The organism is Stenotrophomonas sp. STEN033 (assembly GCF_056856655.1).
The window spans coordinates 204,408-224,923 of the sequence record NZ_JBXFWM010000001.1 but is presented as its reverse complement, the minus strand read 5'-3'; the positions used below and the strand labels follow the sequence as shown (position 1 = coordinate 224,923).

Sequence of the window (20,516 nt, the reverse complement as noted above, 5' to 3'; positions counted from 1 at the left end):
TCAGGGACGACGGGCCAGCTCTTCCTCGTCCTTGGCCTTGGGCAGCAGATCCTGCTTGCTGACCTTGAACGGACCGATGCTCAGCAGCGGCACGGCCACGATGATCGAGGAGATGACCACGATCACGGCACCCACCATGTGGGTTTCGGCCAGGCCTTCCATCGACTCGCCACCGAACATGTACAGCGCCAGTGCGGACAGGAAGAACAGCACCGCGGTGATCACCGTACGCGACAGCGTCTGGTTGATCGAACGGTTCAGCACTTCCAGCGGCTCCACGCGCAGGCTGCGGAAGTTTTCGCGCACACGGTCGAACACCACGATGATGTCGTTGATGGCAAAACCCATCACCGACAACATACCGGCCAACACGGTCAGGTCGAACTCGCGACCAAGCAGCGACATGTAGGCAACCGTCAGGATCAGGTCGAAGAACGCGGTGATGCTGGCGACGATGGCGAACTTCCATTCGAAGCGGGCCGCGATGTAGATCAGGAAGCCGATGACCATGAACAGCGTGGCGTAGATGCCATTCATCGCCAGGTCCTTGCCGACCTGCGGGCCGACGAACTCGCCCGGCTGCACTGTGGCGACGTTGTCAGCCGCGGTCACCGCAGTACGGACCTTTTCGGCAACCTGCTGCGCGGCATCGGCAGCATTGTTGTGCTCGCCATCCGGCGGCAGGCGGATCATCAGGTCATTGCCGCCGCCGACGCTCTGCACCTGGGCATTGTCGAAGCCAGCCTTTTCCAGACGCTCACGCACCGTGTCGGCGTCGATGCTCTTTTCAAAGTGGGTACGCACCACCGTGCCACCGGTGAACTCCAGGGCATAGTTGAAGCCCTTGAAGCCGATGATGGCGAACGAGGCCAGCAGCAACACCACCATGATCGCGAGCACCGGCTTGCGGTGACTCATGAAGTCGATGTTGGTGTCGTTCGGAACGATGTGAAGTGGAAACAGTTTCATGCAAGGAGTTCCTTGGAAAACCCGCACCGGTCAGGTGCGGGCTTCTGCGAAGAGATTCGCGTCAGATGGCCACGGAGGTCAGCTTCTTGCGCTTGGCATAGATCAGCGTCGCCAGCGCACGCGATACGGTGATCGCAGTGAACATGGAGGCGAAAATACCGATGATCATGGTCAGCGCGAAACCCTTCAGCGGGCCGGTACCGAACGCGTACAGCGCCACACCGACGATCAAGCCAGTGAGGTTGGCGTCGAGGATGGTGCCCGAGGCGCGCTCGTAACCCTCCGCGATCGCCTTCTTCGCAGGCATGCCCAGTCGCAACTCTTCACGGATACGTTCGTTGATCAGCACGTTGGCGTCGACCGACAAGCCGACCGACAAGGCCAGACCCGCGAAGCCCGGCAAGGTCATGGTCGCGCCGAACATCGACATCACCGCCACCACGATCAGCAGGTTGAACAGCAGTGCCACCGAGGTGATCACGCCGAACATGCGGTAGTAGATGGCGAAGAACACCAGGGTGAAGATGAACGAGAACACCACTGCCTTGACGCCGCGATCCACGTTCTCCTTACCCAGGCTCGGGCCGATCACGTATTCCTCGACGAAGTCCATCGGCGCAGCCAGCGAGCCGGCACGCAGCAGCTTGGCCAGACCGTCGGCCTCGGTCTTCTCCAGGCCGGTGGTCTGGAATTCCTTGCCGAACACGCCATTGATGTTGGCGATGGAGATCACTTCTTCCTTGACCCGGAAGCTGCGCTGCTCCACACCGTTGACCATCGTCACCTGCGGAATCCGCTCGGTGTAGACCACGGCCATCGGCTTGCCGACATTGGCGCTGGTGAAATCAAACATGCGCTGGCCGCCGACGCTGTTCAGCGTCACGCTGACCGACGGCAGACCGTTCTGGTCAGTGGAGGTCGCCGCCTTGACCATCTGGTCACCGGTGACGATGGTACGCTTGTTCAACAGCACCGGCATGCCGCGGCGGTCGCGGTAGAGCTTGGCTTCCGGCGGAATGCGGCCGGTGTCCATGGCATCCTGCGCATTGCCATCGACCACCGCGCGGTACTCCAGGGTCGCGGTGGCGCCGATCATGCGCTTGGCTTCGGCCGTGTCCTGCACGCCCGGCAGCTCGACCACGATGCGGTCTTCGCCCTGACGCTGGATGATCGGCTCGGCCACGCCCAGTTCGTTGACGCGGTTACGCAGGGTGGTCAGGTTCTGCTCGATGGCGCCGGAGGCGATCTGCAGCATTTCCGCCTGTGGCACGGTGGCGGTGATGCGCTCACCGCTCACCGAGTAACCGAAGGTCGGCTGCGCCTTGGCCAGTGCCGCACGCGCCTTGTCGGCATCGGCAGCATTGGCCAGGACGATGGCGATATCACTTCCGCCGCGACGCTCGACCGAACGGTAGGACACGCGGTTGTCACGCAGGGTGGTACGCACGTCTTCGGTAAAGGCTTCGAAGCGCTTGTCCACTGCGGCCTTCTGGTCCACCTGCAAGGCGAAGTGCACGCCACCGACCAGATCCAGACCCAGCACCATTGGCTTGCCGCCGAGATTGGCCAGCCAGTCCGGCACGGTCGAGGCCAGGTTCAGGGCGACGGTGTAGTTTTCGCCGGCCGTTTCACGCAGCACCTCATTGGCGCGCGACTGGGCGTCCAGCGAAGTCAGGCGGACGATCAGATTGTTCTCGCCCTCTTTCTCCACCGACTTGGCGGTGACACCGGCCTCGTCCAGCGCCTTGTTGACGCGCTCTTTCAGCGCATCATCAATCTGCCCACCCCGGTTTGCGGTGATCTGAACGGACGGATCCTTCTGGTAGATGTTGGGCAGCGCGTACAGCGCGCTGACCGCCAGAACGATCAGAATCAGGAAGTACTTCCAGCGCGGAAATTCAAGCATTGCAGGATCCTGCGCGACGCCGGTGCGGCGTCACGACGTGACGGAAAGGGATCAGTCTCAGGCGGCGTTCTTCAGCGTGCCCTTGGGCAGGACGTTGCCGACCGAGCCCTTCTGCACGCGGATGCGGACGTTGTCGGCCACTTCCACGGTGATGAAGTTGTCGCCGATGTCGGTGACCACGCCGGCGATGCCGCCAGAGGTCAGCACTTCGTCACCCTTGGCGATCTTCTCCAGCATTGCCTTGTGTTCCTTCTGGCGCTTCATCTGCGGGCGGATCATCAGGAAGTACATCACTGCGATCAGCGCGATGGGCAGCAGGAAGGTGCCCATGCCCGGTGCGGCCGGAGCGGCCTGGGCGACGGGGAGCAGGATAGCCATCAGAGTCATTTTGTAATCCTTGATGTTGGGCGGCACCCACCCGGGCCGGATGGCCTGCAGCAGTTACCGCGAAACGGGGTCAGCCGTGAAGTATGCCACGCGTCCGGGAGCGCGTCCCGGACCGTGTGAAGACCGCTACTCCCCCGACAACGCCGGGACACTCAGGCCCCGGGCTGCATAGAAGGACTCGCGGAAGGCCAGGAAGGTTCCCGCCTCGATGGCCGCACGCATGTCGGCCATCAGTTTTTCGTAATAGAACAGGTTGTGCAGGGTGCCCAGCATCGGCGCCAGCATCTCGTTGCAGCGGTCCAGATGGCGCAGGTAGGAGCGGGTGTAGCCACCGGTGCAGGCATGGCAGCCGCAGCCCGGCTCGATCGGGTTCATGTCCCGCTCGTACTTGGCATTACGGATGCGAACGGTGCCGAACGAGGTGAAATAATGGCCGTTGCGGGCATTTCGGGTAGGCATGACGCAGTCGAACATGTCCACGCCGCGGGCCACGCCTTCCACCAGGTCCTCCGGCCGGCCAACGCCCATCAGGTAGCGCGGGCGGTCGGCAGGCAGGATCGGATGCATGTGGTCGAGCATGGCATTGCGCTCGTGCTCGGGCTCGCCCACCGCCAGACCGCCGATCGCATAGCCATCGAAGCCGATCTGCTGCAGGCCTTCGGCCGAGCGGCTGCGCAGCTCGGTGTGCACCCCGCCCTGGACGATGCCGAACAGCGCCGCGTCGTTGCCCATGGCGTCATGCGCGTTACGGCTGCGCTGGGCCCAGCGCAGGCTGAGCTCCATCGACTTGCGCGCCACCGGCTCGGTGGCCGGATACGGCGTGCATTCGTCGAAGATCATGACGATGTCCGAATCCAGCACCTTCTGGATCTTCATGCTCTCTTCCGGCCCCAGGAAGACCCGGGCGCCGTCGGTCGGCGAGGCGAAGGTGACGCCTTCTTCGGTGATCTTGCGGCGATGCGCCAGCGAAAACACCTGAAAACCACCCGAATCGGTCAGGATCGGGCCATTCCACTGGCAGAAGCCATGCAGGCCGCCATGGTCGGCGATCACGTCCAGACCCGGGCGCAGGTACAGATGGAAGGTGTTGCCGAGGATGATCTCGGCCCCGAGCGCGCGCACCTGTTCTGGCAGCACGCCCTTGACCGAGCCATAGGTGCCGACCGGCATGAAGGCCGGGGTCTGCACGGTGCCGCGCGGGAAGGACAGCTGGCCGCGGCGGGCGCGGCCATCGGTGTTCTGGAGCTTGAACTGCAATCTGGACATGGAAGCATTGAGGCGTCAGTTGCGCCAATTGTCGCGGATATGGGCCAGCAGGGCGAATTTCAGCCGCACACGCTCAGTCGCCGAAGCGCAGCGGAACCGGATCGTGCCAGGCCAGGCCTACCTCGGCACCAATCTCTGGCAGCGCACCAGGGCCGAAATCCAGTTCCAGCCGCGCTCCATCGATCAAGCGCACCCAGACGCTGCTGCCCGGTCCGCGGAACACCACGGTCTCGACCTTCGCGCGCAAGGCGGCAGCGGGGTCCAGCTGCAGGCTTTGCGGGCGCACCAGCACCCGCCCGCCCCCAACCAGACCCAGTTGCGCCGCCTCGACGACCGTGCCGCGGCCGATGAAGCCGGCCACGAACGCATCCAGCGGCGCCTGGTACAGGGCCTGCGCCGTATCCCATTGCCGCAGGCGACCGCCGTGCATCACACCGATGCGGTCGGCCATGGCAAACGCCTCGCCCTGGTCATGGGTCACCATCAACACCGTGGTGCCGGCCGCCTTGAGCAGGTCGCGCAGCTCGCCAGCGAGCCGCTGGCGGGTATCGACATCCAGGTTCGAGAAGGGCTCGTCCAGCAGCAGCAGATCCGGCGCCGGCGCCAAGGCCCGAGCCAGCGCCACGCGCTGTTGCTGGCCACCGGACAACTCATGCGGATAGCGCCGCTTCAGGCCAGGCAAGGCCACATACTGCAACAACGCCTGCACCCGCGCCTGGCGCTGCACACGTGGCAGGCCGCGCAGGCCAAAAGCAATGTTCGCCGCCACATCCAGATGCGGAAACAGCGCGTAATCCTGGAACATCATCCCCACCCGGCGCTGCTCTGCCGGCAGCGCCTGGTGCGCCTTGGCCAACTGCCGCCCGGCAAGCACGATGCTGCCCTGCTGCAGGGGTTCGAATCCAGCGATGCTACGCAATACCGTGGTCTTGCCGCAGCCCGATGCTCCCAGCAGACAGCCGATCTCGCCGCGCCCAAGCTGCAGCGACAAGCCCTCCACCACTGGCTTGAAACCACCCGCGACGGGATAGCCGATATGCAGGTCTTCCAGTACCAGCTGTGCGTCAACGTGCATCTTCCACTCCATAAGCCGCACCGGCGCGGGCCAGCAGGATCACTGGCAGCAAGCCGCTGACAACAATCAACAGGGCCGCTACCGCGCCTTCTTCATAGGTCCCGCGTGCCGCCTCGGCATACAGCCAGGTGGCAAGCGTTTCGAAATTCATCGGTCGCAGCACCAGGGTGGCCGACAACTCCTTCATCGTATCGACGAACACCAACAGCGCAGCCGCGGCCAAGGCCGGGCGCAACAATGGCAGGTGTACGCGCCGCAGCATGCCGGTCGCACCCTCGCCCAGATTCGCAGCGGCCTGATCCAGCGACAAGGGAATGCGCGCCAACCCCGATTCGATCCCACCGACCGACACCGCGAGAAAGCGCAACGTGTAAGCCAGTACCAGCACGCTCACCGACCCCATCAACAACAGCCGTGGCTGACTTCCAGCCAGTTCCAGCAAACTGCCCGCCATTGCATCCAATGCGCCAAGCGGCAACAACAAACCGATGGCAAGCACCGTGCCGGGAATCGCATAGCCCAGCACGGCGATGCGGCTGCTGGTGACTGCCAGCGCCCTACGCCGCCGCGACTGCGCCAGACGCAGCGCCCACGCCACCAGCAGACCAAGCACCATCGCCACCACTGTCGCCAGCAACGCAACGCGTAGCGTATTCCACAGCGCGACCAGCAGCTGCGGCGAGATGCCGGCAACCTGCAGCCGTTCCGCCGCCTCCCAAAGCAGATAGGCCGCCGGCACCGCAAAGCCCAGCAACACCGGCAGCAGCCCCAGCAGCAATGCGAGCAAGGCGGGCGCGCCACGCAGTTGCTGCGGCTGCAACGGACGCGGCCGCAGTACGCTGGCATAGCGTTGCCTGCGCCGGCCATAGCGTTCCAGCGTCAACAACAAGGCCACCACAGCGAGCATCGCCAGCGCAATCTGCGCTGCGCCTGCAAGGTCGCCGCGACTTACCCATGTGGTATAGATCGACACGGTGAGGGTCTGCACGCCGAGGAACTCGGAGGCACCGATGTCATTGAGTGTTTCCAGCAAGGCCAACGCCACGCCCACGGCAATTGCCGGGCGCGCCAACGGCAGCGCCACCCGCCAGAAGACCTGCAGTGGCGTAGCACCCAGGCTGCGCGCTGCCTCCAGCAACCCTGCAGCCTGGGTCATGAACAAGGCGCGGGTAGTCAGATACACATAGGGATAGAGCACGAAGCCCAGCAACACGATGCAGCCTGCCAGATGGCGGATGTCGGGAAGGCGGAACTGACGGGGACTGTCATAGCCCAGCAGGTCGCGGATCAGCCCCTGCACCGGGCCAAGCGGATGCAGCACGTCCAGATACGCGAAGGCCGCGATGTAAGTGGGTACCGCCAAGGGCAGCAACAGCGCCCACGCCAGCATTTTTCGGCCCGGGAACGCAAACGCCGTCACCAGCCATGCACTACCGGTGCCAAGCACGCCGACCAATACACCAACGCCCAGTAACAACAGGCCGGTATTGAGCAGCGCAGTCGGCAACACATTGGCCCATAGATGCGCCCACAGCCCGGCGCTGCCATCGCTCGCTGCCCACGCCAGGCCCAGTACCGGCGCCAACATCAGCACCGCTACCAATACCGCGCCCAGCAGCCAGGGGTTCCATCGCCACGTCATCAAGCACTATCCATCACAAAACAACAGGCCGGCACCGCAAGCACGGCACCGGCCCGTAGGGAACCGCAAGGGTCAGTTATCGAAGCCGACCTTGTCCACCAGCTCGCTGGCCAGTTTGCGATTGGCGACCACCTCGGCCAGGGGCAGCGGATCCACCTTCATCGGCCCGAAGCTGGCAACCACCGGATCCAGTGCCACGCCCGGCTTGACCGGATATTCGTAGTTGGCACGTGCGTACAGGCTTTGTGAGCTGTCGCTGACCAGGTATTCCAGCAGCTTGACCGCATTGTCGTGGTTGGGCGCATGGCGGGCGACAGCGGCGCCGGAGATATTGACGTGGGTACCGGTATCGGCGGCGCTGGCAAACACCGGCCGCACCACCTGGATGGCGTCGCCCCAAGCGCGCTGCTCGGAGCCTTCCTCGGCATTCTTCATGCGGCCGACGTAGTAGGCATTGGCCACACCGATGTCACAGATACCGGCGAGGATGTCGCGCGCCACGTCGCGGTCGCCACCGGCAGCCTTGCGCGCCAGGTTGGCCTTGACCCCGCGCAACCAGGCCTCGGTCTTCTCCGCACCATCATGCGCGATCATCGCCGCAAACAAGCTCGTGTTGTAAGGATGCTGGCCGGAACGGATGCATACCCGGCCCTTCCATTTCGGGTCGGCAAGGTTTTCGTAAGTGAAGCCGGTCAGGTCCAGATCCTTGTCGGCGTAGACCACGCGGTCGCGCAGCGACAGCGCAAACCAATGCCCCTCGGGCGAACGCAGATGCGCCGGGATGGCAGCTTCCAGCACCGGCGACTTCACCGCCTGGGTGTGGCCGGCTTCAACCACGTCGAGCAGGCGACCGGTATCCACGGTCATCAGCACGTCGGCCGGCGAGCGTTCGCCTTCGGCAGCGAGCCGCTCGGTCAAGCCATCCTTCAGCAATACAGTGTTGACCTTGATGCCGGTATCCGCGGTGAAGGCATCCAGCAACGGCTGCACCAAGGCGGGTTCACGCGTGGTGTAGAGGTTGACCTCACCAGCGGCGGCCGCTGCCTGCGACGCGGCAGCAGAGGCGGGGTTGTCACCGGTCTTGGCGCAGGCACCAAGCAGGACGAGGGAACACAGGGCAGCCAGATGGCCGGCGGCACGCTTCGGATGACGCATGGATTACTCCGGAAGTGGTCGTCGGTCCCGGCCACGATGGCCGGACACGGATCAAATGAGAACTTATCTCATTTGATCCGTCCGCGCACTGCGTCAAACAGCCGCACCCTCGTTGGCCGGGAACAACAGCATCGCATCGCCATAGCTGAAGAAGCGGTACTTCTGCGCGATAGCGTGGGCATAGGCCTCGAAAACACGCTCCTTGCCAGCAAACGCGCTGATCATCATCAGCAGGGTGCTTTCCGGCAGATGGAAGTTGGTGACCATCGCATCGACGCTGCGGATGCGGTAACCCGGGGTGATGAAGATCTGGGTTTCGCCTGCATACGGGTGCAACTCGCCCTCGCGCATGGCGCTCTCCAGCGCCCGCACCACGGTGGTGCCGACGCCGATCACACGACCAGCGGCAGCACGGGTCCGCCGCACCTGCTCGACCAGCTCCGCGCCGACATTCAGCCATTCACGGTGCATGATGTGCTGGGACAGGTCATCCACGCGTACCGGCTGGAACGTGCCAGCACCAACGTGCAAGGTGATATGGCCAAACTGGACACCGCGCTCGCGCAGGCGGGCCAGCAAGGGCTCGTCGAAATGCAGGCCGGCCGTTGGCGCAGCCACGGCACCCACCTGCTTGGCGAACACCGTCTGGTAGCGCTCCCGGTCGTCCACTCCCGGCTCGCGATGAATGTAGGGCGGCAACGGCAGGCGGCCCTCATGCACCAGCCAGGATTCCAGCGACTCCGGGATATCGAAGCGCAACACATAGAACTCGCCATCGCGACCAAGCACTTCGGCTTCGCCGCCGGCGTCAAGCTGAATGCGGCTTCCCGGCTTGGGGGACTTGCTGGCACCGATCTGCGCACGCGCCTGCTGGCCACCAAGCAGACGCTCGATAAGGATCTCGACGCGGCCGCCACTGGTCTTCTGGCCAAACAAGCGTGCCGGGATGACACGGGTGTCGTTGAACACCAGCAGGTCACCGGGCTGCAGCAACTCGGCCAGATCGCGCACCTGGCGGTCATCGAACGGCGCCGGTGCTGGTGGAACCAGCAGCAGGCGGCTGGCCGAACGCTCGGCCAAGGGAGCCTGGGCAATCAATTCCTCAGGCAGGTCATAGGTGAAATCGGACTTCTTCAAGGCCGGAACTTCGTGCGGGTAGCCGACTATTGTAGCTCTCGCGGGCGGAAGGACTGGTTTTTAGGCCATGGCCGTGGCCGTGGCCTTGGCCTTGGCTCCCACTCCGCTTTATGCCGTCATTCCCGCGAAGGCGGGAATCGCTCTGGCTCTGGCTCCGGCTCTGGCTCCGGCTCTGGCTCTGGCGCTGGCTTTGGCTTTGGCTTGGCTCCGCTTCACGCCGTCATTCCCGCGAAGGCGGGAATCGCCCTGGCTTTGGCTCTGAATTCGCACGGGTCACGTCAAATCAACAGCCAAAGGCAAGAGCAATTCCCGCCTTCGCGGGAATGACGGTTGTAGAGCAAGGGCAAAACAAAGCAAAGCCAAAGCCAAACCCAAAACAGCGTCGATCGAGCGCGGCTGGCCTACCTCAACGCTCAAACTTGGTGGAAAGAATGATCGCGCTGTTGGTCCGCTCCACCCCATCAACAGCGCCAATCGCATCGGTCACCACGTCCATCTCACTGACCCCGCCAACCACCACCATCGCAATCAGGTCGTGGTTACCACTGACCGAATGCAGCGAACGCACCTCGGTGATGTCCCGCAGCGCCTTGACCACGGCCGGCATCTTCTTTGGCAGCACGGTGATCAGCACGTGTGCACGCACCTGGCCCTGCTCGTAGTCCTCGTGAGTGCGTACCGTGTAACCGGCAATCACCCCCAACTGCTCAAGCCGGTCGATGCGGCTCTGCACCGTGGTCCGGGACAAGCCAAGCCGGCGGGCAATCTGCGCGGTTGACGCGCGCGCATCTTCACGAAGCACGGACAACAGGCGTTCGTCGGCAGGAGAAATATTCACATTGCAAACCAGCTTCGTCGATTCGACGAAATTACCCGAAAATCCGTCGAGATCATAGCTGCCATATGTCCAGAATCTCCAGATAATGGGTATATACAAGAAACTTCTGGAGATGAGCATGACCGTACTCGGCCCCCTCGCCCCGCTTCGCGCGCACACCGGCCAGCGCCTGACCCAAGGCCTGGACGACGCCAGCGTTGAACGCTTGGCCGTCGCTCACCCGGACCTGGCCGGCGCCATTGCCGCTGCCGCCAGCGAATACGCCCGTATCAAGGACGAAGCCGCCGACCTGCTGGATCTGGACGAGCACGACCAGATCGCCGCCATGCAGGCCGGTTTCGTCAACTTCTATGCCGACGACGCCGTCGTCCCCTATATCGCCCTTGCCGCCTGCGGCCCGTGGGTGGTCTCGCTCAAGGGCGCCGTGCTGTATGACGCCGGCGGCTACGGCATGCTCGGCTTCGGCCACACCCCGGCCGACGTGATGGCCGCCGCCGCCAAGCCGCAGGTGATGGCCAACATCATGACCCCGAGCCTGGCCCAGCGCCGCTTCGTGCAGGCCATGCAGAAAGAGATCGGCCACAGCCGCGGTGGCTGTCCGTTCTCGCACTTCATGTGTTTGAACTCCGGCTCCGAGGCCGTTGGACTGGCCGCACGTATTGCCGACATCAACGCCAAGCTGCAAACCGATCCGGGCGCTCCGCATGCCGGTGCCACCATCAAGCGGGTGGTGATCAAGGGCAGCTTCCACGGCCGCACCGACCGCCCTGCGCTGTACTCCGACTCCAGCCGCAAGGCCTATGACCAGCACCTGGCCAGCTACCGCGGCGAGAACAGCGTCATCACCGTGCCGCCCTACGACGAAGCGGCGATGCGCAAGGTGTTCGCCGATGCCAAGGCCAACAACTGGTTCATCGAAGCGGTGTTCCTGGAGCCGGTGATGGGCGAAGGCGACCCGGGCCGCGCGGTGCCGGCAAGCTTCTACAAGCTGGTCCGCGAACTCACCCGCGAGCACGGCAGCCTGTTGCTGATCGATTCCATCCAGGCCGCACTGCGTGCGCACGGCACCCTGTCCTTCGTCGACTACCCGGGCTACGAGACGCTGGATCCGCCGGACATGGAAACCTATTCCAAGGCCTTGAACGGCGCGCAGTTCCCGCTGTCGGTGCTGGCCGTCACCGAGCATGCCGCCAAGCTCTACCGCAAGGGTGTGTACGGCAACACCATGACCACCAACCCGCGCGCGCTGGATGTGGCTGTTGCCACCCTCGCCCGCCTGTCGCCGGAAGTGCGCCAGAACATCCGCGTGCGCGGTGAACAGGCCGTGCAGAAGCTGGAAGCACTCAAGGCCAAGCTGGGCGGTCTGATCACCAAGGTGCAGGGCACCGGCCTGCTGTTCTCCTGCGAACTGGCCCCGCAGTTCAAATGCTATGGCGCCGGCTCCACCGAAGAGTGGCTGCGCATGCATGGCGTCAATGTGATCCACGGCGGCGAGAACTCGCTGCGCTTCACCCCGCACTTCGGCATGGATGAAGAGGAGCTCGACGTGCTGGTGGATATGGTGGGTCGCGCGCTGGTTGAAGGCCCGCGCCGGGCGCAAGCTGACGCTGCCTGAGTTCAGGGGCGATGCAATGCAAAGAGGCGGCCATTGGCCGCCTCTTTCCTTTTGTTGCGCTGGAAGCTCCCCTCTCCCCAACCCCTCTCCCGCAAGGGGAGAGGGGCTCAAACTGTTGCGAGCACAAGCGATACGTGCGACTGCAGCGTCAGCCCCTCTCCCCTTGCGGGAGAGGGGTTGGGGAGAGGGGAAAGGGCGTAGCCCTTCTCAACGCACGCTGGTAACCGCCAACGCAGGGCCCGGTTGTCCACCCCAGCCACCCAGCGCCTTGTAGACAGCAACGACACTGACATTCACCGACGCTTCCGCCGCTGCCAATGCATCGTCGGCAGCCAGCTGATTTCGCTGCGCATCCAGCAAGGCCAGGAAGTCCTCCGAGCCTTCGCGATAGCGCAGCTGCGCAAGCGATTCCGCCTTGCGTGCGGCCTGCGCCTGCTCAGCCACGATACCCAACCGCGCCTGCTGCTTGGCATAGCGGGTCAGCGCGTTCTCGGTGTCTTCCAAGGCCAGCAACACCGCCTTCTCATACTCGGCTGCCGCGCCATCGGCCTGCGCCTTGCTGGCACGCAGGCGCGCCCGCACGGTACCAAAGTCAAATGCCGCCCAGCTGATCGACGGGGTCAACGACCAGGCCTTGTTGTTGCCGTTGACCAGACCCGAAGCATCGCCGCCAAGGAAACCGACGAAACCACTCAGGCTGATACGCGGGAACAGATCGGCCGTTGCCACGCCAACACGCGCCGTGGCTGCAGCCAGGCGACGCTCGGCCATGCGCACATCGGCACGCTGCCGCAGCAGGTCGCTGGTATCGCCCAGCGGCAAGGCCTTGGCGAATGCAGGCACTTCACGTGGCTGCAGCACTGTGTCCAGCGAACCGGGACGCTGTCCAAGCAGCACGGCAAGACGATGCCGCGACTGCACTTCGGACACTTCCAGCAACGGAATATCCGCCTCAATCGCCTTCAGACGGGCACGACTGCTCTGCACGTCCAGCTCACTGCCAGCGCCAAACTCCAACCGGGTTTCGGTCAGCCGCTGCGTCTCGCGCAGGTTCAACAGCGTGTCGCGGGCAACGGCGATCCGCTTCTGTGACCCGCGCAGCTCGAAGTAGTTGCGTGCCACTTCGGCCGCCACCATCACCTGCGCGTCGGCCAGGTTGTCGCGCTCGGCGCCGAGGTCGGCCCTTGCCGCTTCGGCTGCACGCCGCTGCCGACCAAACAGATCCAGCTCCCAGCCTGCGTCGAAACCAAGCTGATAGGTTTCGCTATAGACACGCTCGCCGCCGACCAATGCGTCGGGCTGCTTGCGCCGGTCCTGGCTGCCAGCAGCGGTCACATGCGGGAGCTGATCCAAGCGTTGCTCGGTGAACGCTGCACGCGCGGCGCGCACGCGGGCCATCGCAATCTGTAGGTCCAGGTTGTCACCCAGGGCATCGTGTACCAGTTGCCCCAGTACCGGATCATCAAACTGCGTCCACCAGCTCGCAACCGGCGGCGCACTGGAGAACGCCGGATCAGCCGCGCCCTGCAGGCTGACCGGCTCCACCGGTGCTGCCTTGTAGTCCGGACCCACCGTCATGCAACCGGCCAGCAAGGCACTGGTCATTGCAGTCACCAACAGGCGCATCACCACGGCAACACCTCGCCGAGGTAGCTGAAGCTGCCGGTCGGGCCATCGGCAGCGATCAAGGCCATGCCCACGCTGGAACGCGCGCCTTCGGCGACGTCGATCTCACCTTCGCCACCGTTCATGTCGGTCTTGACGTAGCCCGGATGCACCGCGTTGACCTTGATCGGACCTTCGCGCAACTCATGCGCCAGCTGCAAGGTCCAGGCGTTCAGCGCGCTCTTGGAAGCGTTGTAGGCCGGCACGATGAAACCGTAGATCGAAGAGCCCGGCTGCGCATGCAGGGTCAAGGAGCCGAGGATGCTGGACACATTGACGATGCGCCCCGCCGGTGCAGCGCGCAGCAGCGGCAGGAAGGCCACCGTCACTTCAACCACGGCGAACAGATTGGTGTTGAAGGTGCTGCGCCAGGTTTCCAGCGATTGGCCGCTGGCACCGGCCTGCAGGTCATCGACCAGCACGCCGGCGTTGTTGACCAGGATATCGAGCTTGCCGTGCTGCTGCGTTACCCGTTCAACCGCAACTGCGATGCTGTCGGTGTCATTGACGTCGAGCTGGATGGCCTCCACCGGCAGGCCTTCTGCCTGCAGTTCCCGCGCCTTTGCGGCGGCGGTCTCGTAGTTGCGCCCGGCGAGCAGCGTATGCACGCCTGCGGCGGCCAGCTGGCGCACGGTCTCAAGGCCGATGCCGCGGGTGGCACCGGTAACCAGGGCAACTTTGGTGTTCTGGGTATTCATCTGTTTTTCCTTGGGGGAATGAATTGATACAAGACCGATAACATTTCAAACCATCCTTGCCGGTGACGGTGGCAAGGACTTGCGGAAGGCAGCATATCTGCTGCCTTACGCAACGGAGTTACACCTGCCATCAATGGTGGAGGGTCGGCTCACCATGCTGTACCAGCTTGCCGCCACCGTTACGTGACACGAACTTGCGCAGCGCCACGTAGAACACCGGGGTCAGGAACAGACCGAACAAGGTCACACCCAGCATGCCGGCAAACACGGTAATGCCCGTCACTGAGCGCACCTCGGCACCTGCGCCATGCGACAGCACCAACGGCACCGTGCCGGCGATGAAGGCGATCGAGGTCATCACGATCGGGCGCAGACGCAGACGGCAGGCTTCCAGTGCCGCCTCGACGATGCCCTTGCCACCCATCTCCAACTCACGGGCAAACTCGACGATCAGGATCGCGTTCTTGCACGCCAGGCCCATCAACACCACCAAGCCTACCTGCACGAAGACGTTGTTATCACCGCCGGTGAGCCATACCCCGAACAATGCCGACAGCAAGGTCATCGGCACGATCAGGATCACCGCCAGCGGCAGCGACCAGCTCTCGTACAGCGCCGCCAGCACCAGGAAGGCCAGCAGGATCGCCACCGGGAATACGATGAAGGCAGCCTTGCCCTGGGTCGCCTGCTGGTAGCTCAGGTCGGTCCATTCGGTGACCATGCCGGCCGGCAGCACCTGCCCGGCAATCTCGGTGAGCTTGTTCATCGCCTCGGCCGAGGACAGCATGCGCGGATCGGCTTCACCGGCCAGATCAGCCGCCGGATAACCGTTGAAGCGCAGCACCGGATCCGGGCCATAGGTTTCCTTGACGGTCACCATCGAACCGATCGGCACCATCTCGCCGCGGTCATTGCGGGTGCGCAGCTTGCCGATGTCCTCCACGCTGTCACGGAACTGTCCGTCTGCCTGCGCGATCACCTGCCAGGTGCGGCCAAACTGGTTGAAGTCGTTAACGTACGCCGAACCCAGGTAGGTCTGCAGCGTGTCAAACAACTCGGTCAGCTGCACGCCCTGCGCCTTGGCCTTGACCCGGTCCACTTCCGCATCCAGCTGTGGCACGTTGGCCTGGTAACTGGTGATCGGATAGGCCATGCCCGGCGTCTGTGCGACTGCGCCCTGCATGCTCTGCACCGCGTTCTGCAAGGCGCCATAGCCGAGATTGCCGCGGTCCTCGATGAACATCTGGTAGCCGTTACCGTTGCCCAGACCAAGGATCGGCGGCGGCATCATTGCGAAGGCAAACCCTTCCTGCAGCCCGGCGATCTTCTGGTTGATCTCGGCATTGATCTGCGCAGCAGTACGGCCTTTGCGTTCGTTGAATGGCTTGAGCGGAATGAAGGCCACACCGGTGTTTGGTGTATTGGTGAACTGCAGCGCATTCAAGCCGGGGAACGAGATGGTGTGGGCAACGCCATCGGTTTCCTGTGCAATCTTGGCAACCTTGCGCAGCATTTCATCGGTACGCGCAATGGAGGAGCCTTCCGGCAGTTTCACACCGGCGATCAGGTACAGCTTGTCCTGGGTCGGAATGAAACCCGGCGGCACCAGCTTGAAGATCACGCCGGTACCCACCAGCAGCACCGCATACACCACGAACACCGCACCGCGACGGCCGAGGATGCGCGATACGCCACGCTCATACTTCTCCGAGCTGGTCTTGAAGAAGCGGTTGAACGGACGGAATACCCAACCGAACAGCTTGTCGATCAGACGGCTGGGCGCATCCTTGGCCGCACCATGCGGCTTGAGCAGGCGCGCGGCCAAGGCCGGCGACAGGGTCAGCGAGTTGATCGCCGAGATCACCGTGGAAATGGCAATCGTCACCGCGAACTGCTTGTAGAACTGGCCGGTAACGCCGGACAGGAAGGCCATCGGCACGAACACCGCACACAGCACCAGCGCAATCGCGACGATGGGGCCGGACACTTCCTTCATTGCCTGATGCGCAGCGGCCGTTGGCGACAGGCCTTCCTCGATATTGCGCTCGACGTTCTCCACCACCACGATCGCGTCATCGACCACGATACCAATCGCCAGTACCAGGCCGAACAGACTCAGCGTATTGATCGAGAAGCCCAGCAGGTACAGCGCAGCGAAGGTACCGACCACCGACACCGGCACTGCGATCAGCGGAATGATCGACGCACGCCAGGTCTGCAGGAACAGGATCACCACCAGCACCACCAGCGCGATGGCCTCCAGCAAGGTGGTCACCACCGCCTTGATCGAGTCACGCACGAAGATGGTGGTGTCGTACACCGCCTCGTACTTCACGTCGGCCGGGAAGGTCTTCTGCAGCTCGTCCATGGTGCCGATCACGGAATCACGGATCTCCAACGCATTGGCGCCCGGTGCCTGGAAGATGCCGATGCCGACCGCGTTCTTGCCATCCAGCTGCGAGCGCAAGGTGTAGTCGCCCGCGCCCAGTTCGATGCGGGCGACATCGGACAAGCGCACCGTTTCACCGTCAACACCGCTCTTGAGCACGATGTCACCGAACTCCTGTTCGCTGCGCAGACGGCCCTGCGCGTTGATCAAGGTCAGGAACTGGCTATTGGGCATCGGCTCGGCGCCCAACTGGCCGGCCGATACCTGCACGTTCTGTTCGCGCATCGCGCGCACCACGTCACTGGCAGTCAGTCCACGCGCGGCGACCTTGTCCGGGTCCAGCCATGCACGCATGGCGTAATCGCCGCCGCCGAAGATCTGCGCGTCACCAACACCCGGAATACGCGCCAGCCCGTCCTTGACGTGCAGGCGTGCGTAGTTGCGCAGGTACAAGGTGTCGTAGTTACCCTTGGGCGAAGTGAGATGCACGACCATCAGGAAGGTCGGCGACTGCTTCTGGGTGGTCACACCCTGGCGCCGCACGTCCTCGGGTAAACGCGCCTGCGCCTGGGCGACACGATTCTGCACCTTCACCGCTGCTTCATCCGGGTCGGTGCCCGGACGGAAAGTGACGGTCATCTGCAGCACGCCATCGGAGCCGGCCACCGACTTGAGGTACATCATGCCCTCGACGCCGTTGATGGCCTCTTCCAATGGCGTAGCCACCGTCTCGGCGATCACCTTGGGATTGGCGCCCGGGTACACGGTACGCACCACCACCGACGGCGGCACCACTTCCGGGTACTCACCAATCGGCAGGAACGGAATGCTGACCAGGCCAGCGGCGAAGATCACGATCGACAACACCGCCGCGAAGATCGGCCTGTCGATGAAGAATCTGGAAAAATCCATGGGAAATCCTTGGAAAAGCTGGCGTCAGGCTGCAGCCGCCCTGCCCGCTCCCAACAGGAGCAGACACGCACGGACGGCAGCCACGCCGGCAAAGGTAGTTGGCGGCTTAGTTGATGCTGCTCACGGCCTGGGTGGCTGATGCCGCGACGCTCTGCATCGCCACCGGCTTGGCCTGCACCGGCATGCCTGGCATGAACACCTTCTGCACGCCGTCGACGATCACCTTGTCGCCAGCGGCCAGCCCCTGCTCGACGATGCGCAGGCCCTCGGCATTGCGACCAAGCTGCACATCACGACGCTGCGCCTTGTTGTCCTTGTCCAGTACGAACACGTACTTGCGGTCCTGGTCGGTCAGCACCGCCTTGTCGTCTACAAGTACCGCCTGGAACTGGCCACTGCCCAACAGCTGCACGCGAGCGAACAGGCCCGGAGTGAACTGGCGACCGGCGTTGTCCAGCAGTGCCCGTACGCGGATGGTGCCAGTGCTGCGGGTGATCTGGTTGTCGAGGAAATCGACCTTGCCCTCATGCGGGTAGCCCTGCTCACCGCTCAAGCCGACCTTCACCGGCAAGGCCTGATCGCGTTCGCTGGGGCGCTCGCCATCGCGTGCCATCTGCGCGTAACGCAGATAGGTGGATTCGTCCGCATCGAAATAGACGTGCACGGTATCCAGCGACACCAGCGTAGTCAGCACGCTGGCGGCATCACCGGCGGTGACCAGGTTGCCAGCGGTCACCATCGCCCGGCCTGCACGGCCATCGATCGGTGCACGCACCTTGGTGAACTCCAGGTTGAGCCGTGCCGCATCCAAGGCCGCCTGTGCTGCCTGCACCTGCGCAGCGGCCTGATCGGCGCTGGCGCGGCGTTGTTCGGCGGTTTCGGCAGCAATGGCCTGTTGTTCGGCCAGTCGACGGGCGCGCTCGGACTCGCTGCGTGCCAGACCTGCCTGCGTGCGTGCGCGGTTCAATTCGGCCTGCGCACGGTTGAACTCGGCCTGGTAGCTGCGCGCATCTATGGTGAACAGTACGTCGCCCTTCTTCACCTCATCGCCTTCGACGTAATTGACCTTGTCGATGTAGCCGGACACCCGTGGACGCAGCTCAACGCTCTGAACCGCCTCGATGCGACCGCTGAACTCATCCCACTGCGCGACCTGCTTGATCAGCACCGGCGCGACGCTTACTTCGGGTGCCGGCGGCGGCCCATTCTCGGCATGGCCGCCGCTGCAGGCGACCAGGACGGCCAGACTTAATGCCGACATGCCTGCCAAGGCAACGCGGCGCAGCGTGGGGGAGGGGGAGATACCTTTCATTTCGTGCTCCAAGGGGGAGGTGATCAGGGAATTGCAGGACTACAAAGCGGAGCGCGACAGCAACCAGGCACTCGTCCGCACATGCGCGGATTTGCGCAACGGCGCTCTGACCGGTCGGAGCGATGTCGGTTGCAGCGGGATCACTGTCCCGTCCGCGGAAATTTTTGGACCATTGATGGGACAAAGCGACACAGAAGGCGCCGCAACACCGCCGCCCCAACCGAGCGGTCGGTTCCCTGGGCTTCCGCCCGCCGGTTGCCGACCAGGGACTCAAACTGCAATGGATTCAATCGATTGCCAGCCGACCTTGAAGGCAAAGCGTTGCGGTAACTGGGTTCACGGCGTGGCGCCGGCAGTGCCATGGGGGAGCGCATACGCATGACGGCAAGTCCAGAATGGGTACAGGCGTACAAGGTAGGCCTCAAATCCATACTTGATTAGTACGGATTGAAGGGAATAATCATCCCGTCGCCGGCACAATTCCGCTGCCGCAAGAGTCCTCTCCCATGGCCAACGATCTCAACGACACCCTGATCTTCGTCAAAGTGGTTGAACAAGGCAGCTTCACTGCGGCTGCGCGCCTGCTCGGCCAACCCAAGACTACGGTCAGCCGCAAGGTACAGGAGCTGGAAACGCGTCTTGGCGCGCGCCTGCTGCACCGGACCACGCGCCGCCTTGGCCTGACCGAGGCAGGGACCGTGTACTACGAACATTGCCAGCGCATCGCCCGCGAACTGGACCAGGCCGAAAGTGCGGTCAGTCAGCTGCAGTCCGGCCCACGCGGCTGGCTGCGTTTCACGGTGCCGTACTCAATTGGCACCTGCTGGATTGCCCCACTGCTGGGCCAGTTCCAGAGTGAGTACCCCGAGATCCGGGTCGACATGCACCTGGGCAACGAAACCCTGGACCTCATCGCCGGCGAAGTGGATCTGGCGCTGCGGGTTGGCCCCCTGCCCGACTCCAACCTGATCGCTCGCAAGCTTGGCAGCCTGCGCACCCAGGTATTCGCCAGCCCGGCCTATATCGCCGTGCACGGCGAACCCCAGCATCCGGACGAGTTGCAGTTCCATCGCACGCTTGCCATCCGCAAGGCCCACCACGGCCAGAACCAGCGCTTTACCTGGACCTTGGCTGAAAATGGCGGGGAAATGCGCGAATTTCCGGTCACTCCGCTGATCGTCGCAAATGACCCCTCGGCCCTCAACGCGGCCCTGGTAGCGGGTGAGGGCCTGATGCTGAGCAGCGACGTCATGGCCAAACCCTTTGTCGAGTCCGGCATGGTGCGGCAGATATTGCCCGGCTGGACCGGCCCGGACTATGACTTCAACGCAGTGTTTGCGGGCGGCCGCCTGGTCTCACCCAAGGTCCGCGCATTCATCGATTTCCTGGTCGCCAAGCTCAACTTCGACGCCAATTACATGATGCTGCAATGCCCCAACGCCAAGCGTCTGGCGGACATCGAGCAGGAATATCAGCAGCGTTCGAAGGGACACCCCAAGCTGCGCGTGGTTGAAGCGCTCAGCGCCTGAGCACCGCGCTAGGCACCAAAC

At 63.7% G+C, this 20,516-nt stretch carries 15 protein-coding genes; 2 read left to right on the top strand and 13 right to left on the bottom strand.

What is annotated here, in order from left to right; translation table 11 throughout:
- The 9 genes from secF to AC1VXC_RS01010 form a co-directional block, all read right to left on the bottom strand.
- Positions 1–969 carry a protein translocase subunit SecF gene (secF, locus tag AC1VXC_RS01050; RefSeq protein WP_313169799.1) on the bottom strand — a complete coding sequence of 323 codons (969 nt, stop codon included), beginning with the start codon at positions 967–969 and terminating at the stop codon, positions 1–3.
- A 61-nt stretch (positions 970–1,030) separates the two neighbouring features.
- Positions 1,031–2,875, bottom strand: coding sequence for a protein translocase subunit SecD (gene secD / locus AC1VXC_RS01045; protein WP_481538125.1), 1,845 nt, complete (start codon positions 2,873–2,875; stop codon positions 1,031–1,033).
- A gap of 57 nt (positions 2,876–2,932) precedes the next feature.
- Complete coding sequence (gene yajC / locus AC1VXC_RS01040) at positions 2,933–3,262, bottom strand: preprotein translocase subunit YajC (protein WP_282271731.1); 330 nt, start codon at positions 3,260–3,262, stop codon at positions 2,933–2,935.
- 126 nt (positions 3,263–3,388) lie between these two features.
- Positions 3,389–4,528: a tRNA guanosine(34) transglycosylase Tgt gene (tgt, locus tag AC1VXC_RS01035; RefSeq protein ID WP_282271735.1), complete on the bottom strand. Its 1,140-nt coding sequence runs from the start codon at positions 4,526–4,528 to the stop codon at positions 3,389–3,391.
- Between the two features lie 73 nt (positions 4,529–4,601).
- Positions 4,602–5,603, bottom strand: coding sequence for an ABC transporter ATP-binding protein (locus tag AC1VXC_RS01030; RefSeq protein WP_481538124.1), 1,002 nt, complete (start codon positions 5,601–5,603; stop codon positions 4,602–4,604).
- Positions 5,593–7,245, bottom strand: a complete 1,653-nt coding sequence (locus AC1VXC_RS01025; RefSeq protein ID WP_313169793.1) for an ABC transporter permease — start codon at positions 7,243–7,245, stop codon at positions 5,593–5,595. Before AC1VXC_RS01025 ends, AC1VXC_RS01030 begins: the two co-directional genes overlap by 11 nt.
- Positions 7,246–7,317: 72 nt before the next feature.
- Complete coding sequence (locus AC1VXC_RS01020) at positions 7,318–8,400, bottom strand: Fe(3+) ABC transporter substrate-binding protein (protein ID WP_313169791.1); 1,083 nt, start codon at positions 8,398–8,400, stop codon at positions 7,318–7,320.
- 93 nt (positions 8,401–8,493) lie between these two features.
- A complete protein-coding gene (gene queA, locus AC1VXC_RS01015; RefSeq protein WP_313169789.1) occupies positions 8,494–9,537 on the bottom strand; it encodes a tRNA preQ1(34) S-adenosylmethionine ribosyltransferase-isomerase QueA in 1,044 nt (347 codons plus the stop codon).
- Positions 9,538–9,943: 406 nt separating this feature from the next.
- Complete coding sequence (locus tag AC1VXC_RS01010; protein WP_282271858.1) at positions 9,944–10,375, bottom strand: Lrp/AsnC family transcriptional regulator; 432 nt, start codon at positions 10,373–10,375, stop codon at positions 9,944–9,946.
- 118 nt (positions 10,376–10,493) lie between these two features.
- On the opposite strand from AC1VXC_RS01010, the gene AC1VXC_RS01005 reads away from it, so the two are divergent.
- Complete coding sequence (locus AC1VXC_RS01005; RefSeq protein ID WP_481538123.1) at positions 10,494–11,990, top strand: aminotransferase class III-fold pyridoxal phosphate-dependent enzyme; 1,497 nt, start codon at positions 10,494–10,496, stop codon at positions 11,988–11,990.
- A gap of 207 nt (positions 11,991–12,197) precedes the next feature.
- Here AC1VXC_RS01005 and AC1VXC_RS01000 read toward each other — a convergent pair whose 3' ends face one another.
- The 4 genes from AC1VXC_RS01000 to AC1VXC_RS00985 all read right to left on the bottom strand — a co-directional run bounded on the left by AC1VXC_RS01000 (position 12,198) and on the right by AC1VXC_RS00985 (position 18,957).
- Complete coding sequence (locus AC1VXC_RS01000) at positions 12,198–13,622, bottom strand: efflux transporter outer membrane subunit (RefSeq protein WP_481538122.1); 1,425 nt, start codon at positions 13,620–13,622, stop codon at positions 12,198–12,200.
- Complete coding sequence (locus AC1VXC_RS00995) at positions 13,616–14,353, bottom strand: SDR family oxidoreductase (RefSeq protein WP_481538121.1); 738 nt, start codon at positions 14,351–14,353, stop codon at positions 13,616–13,618. Before AC1VXC_RS00995 ends, AC1VXC_RS01000 begins: the two co-directional genes overlap by 7 nt.
- A 130-nt stretch (positions 14,354–14,483) precedes the next feature.
- Positions 14,484–17,654, bottom strand: coding sequence for an efflux RND transporter permease subunit (locus AC1VXC_RS00990; RefSeq protein WP_313493811.1), 3,171 nt, complete (start codon positions 17,652–17,654; stop codon positions 14,484–14,486).
- Positions 17,655–17,760: 106 nt separating this feature from the next.
- A complete protein-coding gene (locus tag AC1VXC_RS00985) occupies positions 17,761–18,957 on the bottom strand; it encodes an efflux RND transporter periplasmic adaptor subunit (protein ID WP_481538149.1) in 1,197 nt (398 codons plus the stop codon).
- Positions 18,958–19,472: 515 nt separating this feature from the next.
- Between AC1VXC_RS00985 and AC1VXC_RS00980 the strand changes: the two genes are divergently transcribed.
- Positions 19,473–20,495 carry a LysR family transcriptional regulator gene (locus AC1VXC_RS00980; protein WP_481527981.1) on the top strand — a complete coding sequence of 341 codons (1,023 nt, stop codon included), beginning with the start codon at positions 19,473–19,475 and terminating at the stop codon, positions 20,493–20,495.
- Positions 20,496–20,516: the final 21 nt, after the last annotated feature.

Excerpts from the sequence above, each read along its gene's own strand:
- secF (WP_313169799.1), bottom strand. The coding sequence starts at position 969 with ATGAAACTGTTTCCACTTCACATCGTTCCGAACGACACCAACATCGAC.
- secD (WP_481538125.1), bottom strand. The coding sequence starts at position 2,875 with ATGCTTGAATTTCCGCGCTGGAAGTACTTCCTGATTCTGATCGTTCTG.
- yajC (WP_282271731.1), bottom strand. The coding sequence starts at position 3,262 with ATGACTCTGATGGCTATCCTGCTCCCCGTCGCCCAGGCCGCTCCGGCC.
- tgt (WP_282271735.1), bottom strand. The coding sequence starts at position 4,528 with ATGTCCAGATTGCAGTTCAAGCTCCAGAACACCGATGGCCGCGCCCGC.
- AC1VXC_RS01030 (WP_481538124.1), bottom strand. The coding sequence starts at position 5,603 with ATGCACGTTGACGCACAGCTGGTACTGGAAGACCTGCATATCGGCTAT.
- AC1VXC_RS01025 (WP_313169793.1), bottom strand. The coding sequence starts at position 7,245 with ATGACGTGGCGATGGAACCCCTGGCTGCTGGGCGCGGTATTGGTAGCG.
- AC1VXC_RS01020 (WP_313169791.1), bottom strand. The coding sequence starts at position 8,400 with ATGCGTCATCCGAAGCGTGCCGCCGGCCATCTGGCTGCCCTGTGTTCC.
- AC1VXC_RS01005 (WP_481538123.1), top strand. The coding sequence starts at position 10,494 with ATGACCGTACTCGGCCCCCTCGCCCCGCTTCGCGCGCACACCGGCCAG.
- AC1VXC_RS00995 (WP_481538121.1), bottom strand. The coding sequence starts at position 14,353 with ATGAATACCCAGAACACCAAAGTTGCCCTGGTTACCGGTGCCACCCGC.
- AC1VXC_RS00990 (WP_313493811.1), bottom strand. The coding sequence starts at position 17,654 with ATGGATTTTTCCAGATTCTTCATCGACAGGCCGATCTTCGCGGCGGTG.
- AC1VXC_RS00980 (WP_481527981.1), top strand. The coding sequence starts at position 19,473 with ATGGCCAACGATCTCAACGACACCCTGATCTTCGTCAAAGTGGTTGAA.